Origin of the sequence: Porphyromonas canoris (genome assembly GCF_000769115.1) — a bacterium.
Lineage (GTDB): Bacteria > Bacteroidota > Bacteroidia > Bacteroidales > Porphyromonadaceae > Porphyromonas_A > Porphyromonas_A canoris.
In genome coordinates, this window is the sequence record NZ_JQZV01000013.1 from 679,888 (window position 1) to 692,816 (window position 12,929).

Annotated in this window: 11 protein-coding genes; 9 read left to right on the plus strand and 2 right to left on the minus strand. The window is 44.6% G+C overall.

The genetic code is table 11. From position 1 onward, the window contains the following. Positions 1–747 precede the first annotated feature (747 nt). A complete protein-coding gene (locus HQ43_RS07955; protein ID WP_036791941.1) occupies positions 748–1,128 on the minus strand; it encodes a DUF2752 domain-containing protein in 381 nt (126 codons plus the stop codon). A gap of 15 nt (positions 1,129–1,143) precedes the next feature. Then, positions 1,144–1,728: a CD225/dispanin family protein gene (locus tag HQ43_RS09550; protein ID WP_052103155.1), complete on the minus strand. Its 585-nt coding sequence runs from the start codon at positions 1,726–1,728 to the stop codon at positions 1,144–1,146. A 172-nt stretch (positions 1,729–1,900) separates the two neighbouring features. Between HQ43_RS09550 and HQ43_RS07965 the strand changes: the two genes are divergently transcribed. From HQ43_RS07965 to HQ43_RS08005, 9 genes are all read left to right on the plus strand, one after another. After that, entirely contained in the window at positions 1,901–3,625 is a 1,725-nt protein-coding gene (locus HQ43_RS07965) for a PBP1 and LysM peptidoglycan-binding domain-containing protein (RefSeq protein WP_036791944.1), read from the plus strand. Positions 3,626–3,630: 5 nt separating this feature from the next. Continuing rightward, on the plus strand, positions 3,631–4,347 hold the full coding sequence (locus HQ43_RS07970; protein WP_081964573.1) for an outer membrane beta-barrel protein: 717 nt from the start codon (positions 3,631–3,633) through the stop codon (positions 4,345–4,347). Positions 4,348–4,359: 12 nt separating this feature from the next. Further along, positions 4,360–6,033, plus strand: a complete 1,674-nt coding sequence (locus tag HQ43_RS07975) for a formate--tetrahydrofolate ligase (RefSeq protein WP_036791948.1) — start codon at positions 4,360–4,362, stop codon at positions 6,031–6,033. A 704-nt stretch (positions 6,034–6,737) separates the two neighbouring features. Continuing rightward, positions 6,738–7,967, plus strand: a complete 1,230-nt coding sequence (locus HQ43_RS07980) for a site-specific integrase (protein ID WP_036791950.1) — start codon at positions 6,738–6,740, stop codon at positions 7,965–7,967. A 123-nt stretch (positions 7,968–8,090) separates the two neighbouring features. Then, the gene (locus HQ43_RS07985; RefSeq protein WP_036792821.1) at positions 8,091–9,299 is read left to right on the plus strand and encodes a site-specific integrase; all 1,209 of its coding nucleotides are present in this window, start codon (positions 8,091–8,093) and stop codon (positions 9,297–9,299) included. Between the two features lie 53 nt (positions 9,300–9,352). Further along, a complete protein-coding gene (locus HQ43_RS07990; protein WP_036791953.1) occupies positions 9,353–10,090 on the plus strand; it encodes an ABC transporter ATP-binding protein in 738 nt (245 codons plus the stop codon). Next, a complete protein-coding gene (locus HQ43_RS07995; protein ID WP_052103157.1) occupies positions 10,087–10,794 on the plus strand; it encodes an ABC transporter ATP-binding protein in 708 nt (235 codons plus the stop codon). Before HQ43_RS07990 ends, HQ43_RS07995 begins: the two co-directional genes overlap by 4 nt. Continuing rightward, complete coding sequence (locus tag HQ43_RS08000) at positions 10,791–11,906, plus strand: ABC transporter substrate-binding protein (protein ID WP_036791957.1); 1,116 nt, start codon at positions 10,791–10,793, stop codon at positions 11,904–11,906. The genes HQ43_RS07995 and HQ43_RS08000 overlap by 4 nt, the downstream gene beginning before the upstream one ends. Continuing rightward, a complete protein-coding gene (locus tag HQ43_RS08005; RefSeq protein ID WP_036791960.1) occupies positions 11,903–12,913 on the plus strand; it encodes an alanine--tRNA ligase-related protein in 1,011 nt (336 codons plus the stop codon). The genes HQ43_RS08000 and HQ43_RS08005 overlap by 4 nt, the downstream gene beginning before the upstream one ends. Positions 12,914–12,929 lie beyond the last annotated feature (16 nt).

Here is a 12,929-nt window from a genome sequence, read left to right on the forward strand (position 1 = left end):
GATTTAGATCCCGTCAGTGCGTTTTTTGAAAAAGAGAGAGAAAAATAAAATAGTCTTATAAGATCTTTGGAAGAGAATTTAGAGGGATTTTCCTGACTCGATTTTTATATATTCCATCCCGAAAAATGCTCACTTTTTTCGGTCTCTCTATTTTGGTTGAAGGGGGCGTTTTCAGAGCACGACCGAATTGTTAAATCGGGGCTTTTTTATTAACACAATTTCCGAAACCCGTTAAGCCAAAACGCTAAACGAGCATATTTTGTCGGCTTAACGTGTTTAATTTTTCAATGAACACGTTTACTGATTTCATTTAATACGTTTACCAGATTCAATTAACGTGTTTAGAATTTTTGCTTACTTGTATGGTTATTAGTGTTTTAGTTATTTCTTCCTCTTTTCTGCTACTTTTTGGCTCAAAATTGCATTAGGATTTCTTTGCAGATAGAGGTGTTAAAATTCACTTCAATTAACGCGAAAATAGCCCCTAAATCCGACCAAGAGGAAAAAAGTTCGCAAATTCGAGATTTTTATATTGTTTTGACAGATAGTTGTTTATCGCTCTATCGGACCTCCTAGATGAAAAGAAGATTTTTGTCGGCAATGAAAAAAGCAGAGGGTTGGTGCTTCTGTTTTTATATAAAAGTGCACTCCCCAATGGACGGAAAAAGGGGGAGAGAATCTGATAGTTCTCTCCCCCCTTTTTTGTAAATGTGTCGCTTCCTAAGAAGCTTCATATAGATGTCGTTGTCAGATATTAAAAATATTTCGTCCTATCCACCAAAGGATCACTATGAGAATGAGAGCAAAGATGAACTTACTGCTATTCAACATACCATAGAGCTTGGGCCATCTTTTGTGTTGTATCTCTGCAATAAGCAGTAGCAACAGCAACGGAATGGAGAGTGTCAAGAGTGCATTGTGCCGGAAAGCTCCTACTATATCTCCGTTAAGCAGATCATGCACCACTCTTTGACTACCGCATCCGGGACAAGAATACCCCGATGCCCAAAGAAAAGGGCATTTGGGAAAGAACCTTGAGCTTTCGGGATCTATGAAGAGATAAACTCCCACGAGGACAATACTGATGATAATGAGAGAGAGGTACAAGAATATCTTTTTCCTATTCATCTGTCGCTCTCTCTATCAAATATTGATTCCTCCAAAGGCTCCTTCTGCGATGATGGCTGCAAATATAAGGAAGTAGAGCAGGATAAAGATTGCGTAAAGTCCTATACCTGTAAACAGAGCCACAAGTATCCATTTCTTTGCCTCTTTTGAGTATCTCAAGGCCTCTGCTTGTCTGCCTGCAAGGAAATTGCTTTCGACTCTCAATGCCTTGGTGAGAGCTATTATTCCTAAGATATTACAGCAGAAAAATGTTATGATGAAGCTCTCCAACAACCATGTTCGAGGCATTATGTTGAACAGCGGATTGGTGTCGGTACCCGTCTTAGGAGCGTTGTTCTCTTTGGAAGAAGGCATTTCCGGAGTTTTTTCCACTCCCATGGCAGAAAAAGGTTTTGGTTCGGAGGGAGTGGCTGTTGCTCTCATCGCAGCAGGCTTTCCGTATGAGGAGATATAGGGAGCCAGCTCCGGCAGAGTCTCTGCCGTGGTCCATTTTTCGAGTCCTTCTTTCCAGACCAATGTGTCATTTCTCAAGTAAAAATCTTTGAGCCCTTCCAGAGATACCGGACCTACTTTCTTTTCATTGACGACGATGTAATACATAATAATGATAGAAGCTTAGATGGTTTATGTGAGCAAATATAACAATTATTTCTTCCTCGTTGATACCATAGTGTGTACGAAGTTTATATCTTTGTACCCTAAGACTATGGAAAGCAGTTTACAGGAGTATTCGGCTCTTTATCGTCTAAGACTAAACGGATAAAGTGAAAATATGAAACGACTTTTATTTGTTCTTACATTGGCAGTAGTATCTGTATGCGGTCTCTATGCTCAGCAGACGCGTAAACATATAGTGCAGGCCGGGGAAAATGCTTACAGGATAGCAAAGCAGTACAACATCTCCACCGAGCAGCTCTATGCTCTCAATCCGGGAGCAAGAGAGAAGATCGTAACCGGACAGACCCTCTTGATACCGGAGGCTCAGAGTGGCAAGAAGGTTGCTCCGGTAAGAAAAGACACCTATCACAGCGTGGAGAAAGGTGAGACCCTCCTACTCATTGCCAAGAGCTATGGCGTTACGATGGAGGATCTAATGCGAGCCAATCCGAACCTGAAAGATGATGCAAGCATCTACGTAGGCATGGTACTCAAAATTCCTCCCGTCTCTCGGAACTTTTCGGATACGGATAACTCTCCGGCAATTCCTGTACAGACAAAGAAGTTGAAGAATTATACCGTCCAATCGGGGCAGACAATATATAATCTTCTCTCTATCACGGGATGGACGGAAGATGAACTATACAGATACAATCCTGCTTTGAAGAAAGGACTTATTGCCGGTCAGGTGATCTTGATTCCCGATGATAGTATGCCTCATCTGCCATCTTATCCGACTTCCGGAGAGGTAAGAACAATATCTCCTGCTGTTCCCACTCTTTTCGGAGTAACGAGTATGGTTTTGGCTCTCCCTTTCAAAGAGGATGCTTCTCGCCGTTATGTGGAGTTTTATGAAGGACTGCTTTTGGCTCTGAAGCATGAAAAGGATAGAGGCAGAAACGTGGAGCTTCATGTGGTGGACTGTTCGGACAGCGAAATGGAAAGTTCCCTCACAGCTCTTCGCGAGACCAAACGAGTGGATGTCGTTATTGGCGGGGTTTCGGATGCTTCTATCGCCCAACTGTCTGCATTCTCAAAAGAGAAGGGAGCAAAGTATGTGCTGCCTTTTGCATCAAAGGTAGAGAGTGGCGCGAAAGAAAATCGTTCATTATTTCAAATAAACCCTCCTCACGAGAGCACGCATAGGCTGGTTGCGGAAAAGTTTGTAGAGAAGTACGGCAATCTTCCCGTTTTGATCTTCAACAGCAGCAAGAGCAGAAGCGATGAGAGAAAAGATGCTTTTCTGAATGTTTTGACCGGAGAGATGACTCGCAAGCAGGTTCGACACTTTTATCTGAACACGGAAGAGACTTTATCTACTGAAAAGCTTACGGAGATAGCCCTCTCTAAAGGAGGAAAGATAGTTGTGGTACCTACTGCCGCTACCAAGGTGGTGCTCCAAGAGCTGTTGGAAACTGTTGCCAAGGTTCAGAATGAAGAGATTTCTATCGAAGTATTCGGCTATCCAGACTGGCAAATGTATGAGACATCGCTGAAGCCGCTGTTCCGTAGAGTGCCTGTCTCTTACTACTCAATGTTTTATGTAGATCAGAACTCCCCCGAATACAGACACCTTTCTCGCGAATACTTTACATGGTTCGGACGCAATATGGCGAATGTCTATCCGAGATACGGACTTTTGGGATATGATATTACCCGTTACTTTATGGCCTATGGAAAGAGTGACGGAGAGACAGATCATTCCGGATATATTACTTATCCGCAGCTTCGCGGAGTGCAGAGCAACTTGGGCTTTTCTACTTCTGAAGAGAGTGTGGCACATATTAACAATGGAGTCTTATTCGTAACATACAGGGAGGGACAGCTCTCCGTAGAGTAAAAGATATGCTGAAGAGATTTTTTCTATTCCTCTCACTCTGTTCTCTTTGGATGCTTCCGGTCAGAGGACAGAGCGTAACTGAAATTAAGCAGATGCTCGGATACAGCCGTGGCAAGACGCAGTTCATGGCAGGGGTGATTGCCGGTGCCAATGGGCAGTATATGATCTTTCAGCCCGATGTTAAGCAGAAGATACGTTTCGGCTACGACGCCGGAATTGTATTGCGAGCAGATATGGGGCAACTTCCATGGACATCTATCGAAGCAGGTATATGGCTTGAGGCTTCTTACTCGGACAGAGGATGGACAGAGCAGAACGATGATTATCCTAATCTTAAATACTCCCGTACTCTCCGCTGGATCAATATCCCCTTTATGACACATCTTATTATAGATGCCTTTAACAGCCCGGTAAAGCTGACTCTGGATGTCGGACCCAATTTCGGGTGGCTGCTCTCCGAAAGCAGTGAGTCTACCTACAAGGAGGGAGGATCTTACTCTGTTGTAACCCGGCAGCACAGCATGCCGGTGGAGAACAAGTTTGCATGGGGAATAGGGGGAGGTCCCGGGTTGGAGTATCAGTCCAAAAAGTGGGTGCTTGGTCTTAGAGCGACCTACGTTTATGCTCTTGGAGAGATATATGGAAATAAAAGGAAGGATTACTTCGGGAAGTCTTCCGAACAGACTTATTCGCTGAAACTATACTACTTATTCAAATTTTAATATTAGCACTAAATGAAAACAGACATTCAAATAGCTCGCGAGGCAACCCTTTCACCCATAATCGAGGTTGCGAAAAGGGCAGGATTCTCGGAGTATGCCGTAGAATCTTATGGCAGGAACATGGGTAAGATCAATCTGGACGCTCTGGATAAGAGTGTCGATGATAAGCCTAAAGGAAAACTCATCCTTGTCTCTGCGATCACTCCGACAAAGACCGGTATCGGTAAGACAACGGTATCCATCGGCTTGGCTCAAGGGCTTAATAAGATAGGCAAGAACGCATTCGTTGCACTTCGCGAGCCTTCGTTGGGACCATGTTTCGGTATGAAAGGTGGTGCTGCCGGTGGTGGGTACGCGCAAGTGCTCCCGATGGAAAAGATAAACCTCCATTTCACCGGAGACTTTCATGCGATCACTTCGGCCAACAATATGATTTCTGCTCTTTTGGACAACTATATCTATCAGAACAGAAATACAGAAAAGGCTCTCAAGCAGGTGGTTTGGAAGAGGGTTTTGGACGTGAACGACCGCAGCTTGAGAACGGTGGTAACCGGGCTTGGCGGCATCAACAACGGGATACCTGCCGAGACAGGGTTCGACATCACTCCCGCTTCTGAGGTGATGGCTATTCTCTGCTTGGCGAAAGACCTCAGAGATCTTCGCAGAAGGATAGAGAACATCGTGCTCGGTTACTTGAACGACGGCACACCCTTCACCGTAAAGGATCTGGGCATTGCAGGAGCGATAACGGTGCTGTTGAAGGATGCTTTTAACCCGAACATTGTTCAGACCATCGAGCAGACCCCTGCCCTCATTCACGGCGGACCTTTTGCGAACATTGCTCATGGCTGCAACTCTCTTGTGGCTACAAAGACGGCTCTTCAGTATGGTGATTATGTTGTTACGGAGGCGGGGTTCGGAGCGGATCTCGGTGGTGAAAAGTTTTTCGACATCAAGTGTCGTGTGGGAGAGCTTGAACCGGCGTTGACCGTTCTTGTTGCCACTGTTCAGGCCATCAAGCTCCACGCCGGAGTGCCGCAAACAGACCTCAAGACCGAGAACGTCTCCGCTCTTCAGGAAGGATTCTGCAACCTGGACCGCCACGTCGAGAACCTTTTGAAGTTTGGTCAAAGCGTTTGTGTCTGCATCAACAGGTTCCCGACGGATACCGATGACGAGATCCAAGCCGTTGCGGACTATTGCGAGAAGAAAGGTGTCTCTTTTGCCATCAACGAGGCATTTGCCAAAGGTGGAGAGGGAGCCGTGGCACTTGCCAAAGAGGTTGTGAGAATGGTGGAGGAGACTCCGTCCAAGCCTTTGAAGTATGTGTACGATTTGGAAGACTCCATTCGCACAAAAGTCGAAAAGATCAGCCACGAGATTTACAGAGCCAACATGGTAGAGTTCTCCGGCAGAGCCACCAAGATGATCAAGCGCATAGAGGAGCTTGGGTACGCTCATTTCCCGGTCTGCATCGCCAAGACACAGTACTCGTTCACCGACAACGCCAAGCTCTACGGCGCACCGTCCGGATTCGACCTCAAGGTAACGGACGTAGTGCTCAACGCGGGAGCAGAGATGATCGTCGTGCTCATGGGTGATGTGATGCGTATGCCGGGACTTCCCAAGGCTCCGTCGGCCAATCAGATAGACATCGTCAAAGGACAGATCGAAGGACTCAGCTGATAACGCCCCATCTCATAAACAAGCCCGGTATCGCTCCTTTTCGGAGGTTTCGATACTGGGCTTGTTGTATTTTGTACGATCCGAAACTACAGAGTGTAGTATAGGAAAAAATTTCCCGTGCGCACGAAAAAAAATTTCTGTGCGCACGAAAAAAAATTTCTGTGCGCACGAAAAAAAAATTCTGTGCGCACGAAAAAAAAATTCTGTGCGCACGAAAAAAATTTTTCGTAGGTAAGAAAAAATATTTTCGTAGGTAAGAAAAAATATTTTCGTAGGTAAGGAAAAATATTTTCGTAGGTAAGGAAAAATATTTTCGTAGGTAAGGAAAAATATTTTCGTAGGTAAGGAAAAATATTTTCGTAGGTAAGGAAAAATATTTTCGTAGGTAAGGAACTATTAGAAGAAAGGGTACTGAGGAGCAGATGGAGGGTAAGTGGATGAGAGTGAGAGGGATTTGCGGAGTGTTGCGGTGGTTTGCATTGGAGTGTAAAGAGCAGAAGGTGTGGATTTATGCAGAAGTTCCGTTACCAAATCATTAGTCGATTCGTTGAATGGTAACGGTGGGGCAAAAGGAGGTAACCGAAGAGGGTTTCGTCGGTCATGAATTTTTCCTCTTCTGCGGTGCTGATGCTCTATGCCACAAAGTTTTGCGTAACAGAGAACGCTTCGGTAACGGGTAACTTTGCCCATAAAAACAGAAGCGTATGAATAGAGACAAATTCAAGGTGTTGCTCTACCTGAAAAAGAGCGGATTGGACAAGTCGGGGCAAGCTCCAATCATGGGGCGGATAACGTACGGGCGAACCATGGCGCAGTTCAGTTGCAAACTTTCATGCGACCCCGATTTGTGGAACGCTCGTGAGAGCAGATTGAACGGCAAGAGTCATGAGGCAGTGGTTACGAATGGCAAGTTGGATCGTTTGCTCCTCTCGGTGCATTCGGCTTATCGGAGACTTTGCGAACGAGGTGCGGCATTTACGGCAACGGACATCAAGGAGTTGTTTCAGGGGATTATGCAGAGTCAGACGACTTTCTTGGAGCGGTACGACCGTATGTTTGAAGAGATGGAGAAACTGGTCGGGGTGGAAATCAAAGCCTCTTCGCTGTATGCCTATCGCTCGACTCGAAAGCATTTGCAACGTTTCATCCTCCATCAGTTCCACTCTTCGGACATCGCTTTCGGGCAGGTCGGGGATGATTTCCTCTCGCAGTTCGAGCATTATGTCAAGGGCGTGTCGGGGCTGTCGCAAGGCAGTTACAGACGAATCGCCTTGTATTCCAAGAAGATTCTCCGCTTGGCATATCAAGAGGGACTTATCGACCGCTTGTTGTTCGATACGGTCGAAATAGAGCGAGGCGAGAACAGAGGACCTCGTGCATTGGACAAGGTATCGTTGGAGAATTTGCGGGCTTTGACTTTCGACGCCCACGAATCGGCACTGGAGATGGCACGCGATCTGTTTCTTTTCTCTTGTTTCACGGGTGTTGCCTATTGCGATATGGTTACCCTTGGTAGGGAGCATCTTTTTACGGATGATGAAGGGGCATGGTGGCTGAAGTTCCGCAGACAAAAGACCGATGCGCTTTGCCGTGTTAAGCTTCTGCCCGAAGCGGTGCGTTTGATAGAGCGGTATCAATCAGAGGAACGAATCACGCTCTTTGCCCCCATTGCCTATTCGGCTTACCTTGCTCAACTCAAGGCTTTGCAGCTTCGGGCAGGCATCGCTGTTCCACTTTCGGCACATGTCGGTCGCCACACTTTTGCCACGCTCATAACGTTGGAACGAGGTGTCCCCATCGAAACCGTGAGCCGAATGTTGGGGCATGGAAGCATCAAAACCACGGAACGATATGCCCACGTTACCCCGAAGAAGCTCTTCGATGAGTTCGAGCGATTTCTCTCTTTCACCGAAGATTTACGACTCTCTTTGTGACATTCAAGAATATGCACCGAAAAGCACCTAAGCTTTTCCGAGAAAGCAATAAAGCTTTTGCCTGAAAGCTTAGGAGCTTTTGGAGGCAAAGTAATTACCATTCATACAGCACACGAAAAGATTATGCGCAGTACATTCAAAATCCTATTCTATATCAATAAGAGTAAAGTCAAAACAGACGGTACGACAGGCATCCTTTGTCGCATCACCATCGACGGAGCAAACGTGGTAATGAGCACGGGCGAAAGCCTTGCTCCCCACGAGTGGAGCGTGAAACGAGGAGAAACAACCGATAAGAAGACGAACCAACGCCTGCAAACCTTTCGGGAAGAAATCGAGCAGGGGTACAACAACTTGCTCTATCGGTATGGGGCGGTGAGTGCGGAACTGCTGAAAAATCATTTGCAGGGTGTGGGAAAAGCTCCGACAACACTTTTGGCAACGAGTCGGGCTGAAGTGCAACGACAAAGCGAGGAAGTTGAAAAATACAAGAGCGAAAGCACCTATCGGCAGAACGGTTATTCGGATAGGCAGTTGAGAAACTTTGTGCGAAGTCGAAGCGAAGAAGATCTGCCTCTTACGGCCGTTACGACGGGATTCTTTGATGATTATCGCTTCTATCTGAAGAGAGAGAATTATGCTCCTGCAACGATAAACAAACATCTCTGCTGGTTGAGCCGATTGATGTATCGAGCCGTCAGCCAAGGGACAGTCCGTTTCAATCCGTTTGAGGGTGTGAAGTATGAGACAGTGGAGCGCAAACCTCGCTTCCTCTCCAAGGGCGACGTGGCGAAGCTCTTGGCTTTCCCATTGCAGGATGAAGGGGCAGAACTAAGCCGAAGAATGTTTCTTTTTGCCGTTTTTACGGGTTTGGCATTTGCTGACTTACAGAGCCTGCGAGTTTCACAAATAGAAACGAATAGCGAAGGAAAACGATATGTCCGCAAGGCGAGACAGAAAACAGAGGTTGAGAGCCTGATACCCCTGCATCCGATAGCGGAACAGATACTTGAGCTCTACTTGAAAGAAGGCGACAGCAGCAATCACAAGGTATTTCCCGACACGATGAGCAAAAACCAACTTATCGCCCACCTCAAATCCATAGGTTTGGCGTGTGGCATTCGCACTCCGCTGACTTGGCACGTCGCAAGACACAGTTTCGGCACATTGACCTTGGAGGCAGGTATCCCTATGGAGAGCATCGCCAAAATGATGGGACACGCCTCCATCTCCAGCACGCAAATCTACGCTCAAATCACAGACCAAAAGATTGCAAGGGATATAAATAAGTTGATAGAAAAAGAATTCAAAACAAATTTTACTTTAGACTGAAAAATCAATGCAAAAGCAAATATAAATAACTAACTTCGTAGCGTTAATTCGATATGATTCTTCAAGTTAAGCATATTTCCAAAGCATTCGGAGATAACCACGTCTTGGATGGAGCTTCTCTATTTCTTGAATTTGGACAAATCTCTGTGTTGATGGGGGCGAATGGATCGGGCAAAACGACTTTGTTTAATATCATCTCTGGATTTCTCAGGCCAAACATCGGAGAGGTACGTTTGAATGGTAAACAGATAAAGTCTCTCAGCCCGTACAAAATTGCTCGCATGGGACTCTCTCGTACCTTTCAAGACATGCGGCTCATCAGCAAGCTAAGTGTCCGAGAGAATGTCCTACTTGCATTCTCGCAGCAACGTGGCGAGGCATGGTGGCGTGTGTTTTTTTCAAATAGAGAGGAAGAAAACATGCTTATGCAAAAGGCCAATGAGATTCTTAAAACTTGCTTTATTGAGGATGTCTCAGACAGTCTTGCTGGTCAAATTTCTTACGGGCAGCAGAAGCTCCTCAATCTAGCTTGCTGTTTGGCGAGCGATGCTCCGATTTTGCTCCTAGACGAGCCAGTAGCTGGAGTCAATCCTAAGTACAGAGACTTGCTGGCTCAAGTTATTCTTGGGCTGCGTGATGCAGGCAAAGCACTGCTCATCATCGAGCACAACCGAGACTTCATTGAGCTCGTGGCTGATAAGATCCTATTCCTCAATGAGGGAAAGATATCGGAGTATGAGAGTTATAAGGCTTTTAGAGAGAATGAAATCGTCCAAAATGCCTACGTATGAGTACACTTCTAGATATTCGCCATATTAACTCGGGCTACGGGCAGAAGCAAGTTCTCCACGATATATCGCTAAAGATCGGGGAGGGTGAGGTCGTCCTATTGGCAGGATCCAATGGCTCGGGGAAGAGTACGCTCTTTAAGGTCATCTATGGTTTGCTGGAGGCTTGGTCGGGCGAAATATCCTTTGAGGGGGCCTTGCTTCAGTCGCCACAGCTACATACACCAGCCTCTCGATTGATTGGCAGAGGACTGATGTATATCCCTCAAAAGGGCGAATTATATGAGGATATGAGCGTTCGAGATAATCTATACTGCTCTCTCCTGCACCTCGGGTGCAAATCCGAGATCGACCAGCGTATGGAGGAAGTGCTAGAGCAAATGCCACTACTCAAGAAGCGATCGAACCAAACAGCAGGACGGCTGAGCGGTGGAGAGCGTAAAATGCTCAGCCTAGGGATGGTTATGGCCAATAGGCCTCGTCTCTTGCTCTACGATGAGCCACTTGCTGGGCTTAGCGGAGACAATACAGTGCAGGTACTCGACTATATCCAAAAACTCAAAGCACAGGGAACGAGTATCGTGCTCATTGAGCATCGCATCCGAGAGTTCATCGATCACGTCGATCGAGTCCTCGGGCTTAGGCTCGGCACACTATACACTGGAGATTTAAGCACATTAGATAACATCAAACAATTCCTCGTATGAACAAGAATAGAAAAATATCTTTGCAGCTAGTTATCTTTGCTGTTTTGATTGTCGTAGCTGGATACCTAGCCTTTACATGTAATCAAGCAGAAGATAAAGGGATTATTAAAGTCGGAGCAATTCTTCCTTTAACGGGTAATATGGCTAGTTTGGGGGAGTCTGGGCAGAATGGACTCATATTAGCCCAAAAATATATCAATGATGAAAATCTACTGAAAGGAGGGAAGAAAATAGAATTTGTTTTTGAGGATGGCAAGGGAATTCCTGCAATTTCTATTTCTGCCTTAACTCATTTGACGGAAGTTCAGAATATTGATATTATATTCTCAATAGTGAGTGCAGTAGACCTATCTTTAGTTCCAAAGCAGAAGGAAAAAGGGTTTCTGTTCATTTCGCATGCGACACATCCATCTTTGTCAGATGTAAACGATTTGTTTTTTAGGCATTCTCCCACTGTAACACAGGAGTTTGCTCTTTTGAAGCGATATATAGGTTTGGATTCCGCATTAACAATCTTGCTTCATACATCAGATGACTACGGAGATGCATTAGCTAGAGAATTTGGTCGTGATAATTTTATTGCGAAAGAAAATATACTTGCATTCAATATAAGTGACCAAAATTTTAGAGGTGTCTGTTCGAAGATTATTCACAAGAAGCCGTATAGGGTAGTGATTGGAGGCAATGGCAAAGAACTATACCAACTTGTAAATATTTTACGAGAACAGGGTTACAAGAACGAGATAATTACGACACTTGGATTCAAAGTGGGCGGTGCTTTTAATCAGTTAAAAGAGCCTAGTAATCTATCTTATATAGACTTTAAGGATAGCGATCCTGATGAAAAGTATAATCGAATACAGGCGGATTACAAAAAGATGTTTGGGAAAGATATGACGATAAGTGAAATGATCTTTTTTAACTCTGCTTTGTTGATTACAGAAGCCATCAATAAATGTGCGAGAGAGGGGGGGATAAAAGACATTGCTAGGCAACTTGCCACAATGGAGTCATTTGAAGGTCTGGGAGAAACGATTACGATTTCTGCAAGCAATGATATACTCCCTGATATCGATATTTTTTCAGTCAAGGATAAAAAAATAAAACAATGATCACTCAACAAGAAGTTATTGAAAAGTTCTTCCAATTTACAAGAGAGAGGGGATATGCAAAGAAAGAGCGGAGTAATTTGATTTCTCCTTACTTCAACAACGAATTTAATTTGAGTGCAGGGCATCAATATGTTATACCTATCCTTCGGAACGAGGAAAAGGAAGAACTAATCAAAATAGCTATTAATGAAATCTGTATAAGGCGTATCGATTTGGAAAAATTAGGGTCAAGCAATTACCATCTTCTTATGTTCGAGATGGGGGTGATGGGGGTGTTTGGCTATATTGATCATATAAAAGAACAGCTTCTGAGCATTCTTCGAGATGTGATAGATCTAATAGAGTTATTCGGGTTTGATATGAATCAGATCTATTTCTCGGTAAGCGAGGGGGCGTCTGTATTACATAAGAAATATCCTGCTGACACGATCTCTTACGAATGCCTTCTAGATCATGGTATAAGTCCTCTTAATATCGTGAAAACAAAAGGACGACAGAATTTTATCTTTAGCAATGGAGTGGGGCGACCAGCTGGTAATAGCATTGAGATATTTTATAAGAGAGGAGAAGATTTTACAGAGATTGCTTCAATTAATATATATAAATACTTATTCTCTGAGGGCAAATTACATCCGATGACTAATATAGCCATTGGAGGAGGATTTGGCTTTGATAGGATAACTTATCTTCTGAATGACTACAATCGAGTCTTTGATACCCCTCCTTTCTCTCTATTCTCTCAACAGATTAAGGACTTGTTCAGGAATGAAATGGAATATAGACTCAACCAAGATAAGATCAACCGAATTCTAGAGTTAATAAAGACTTTAGTCTTTATTGAGTTAGACGGACAAAAACCCGACAACTCACCCCACGGGAAAATAATGAAAGGATTTATTGATAAACTTAAGTCGGAAATTACTTATCTAGAACTTCCCGAAAAAACAGTATTAGAGATAGGACGTTTTTGGGTGAAAAAACATTACGACTGTAGGTATCTTATCTGAATAGTACAATTGTGTA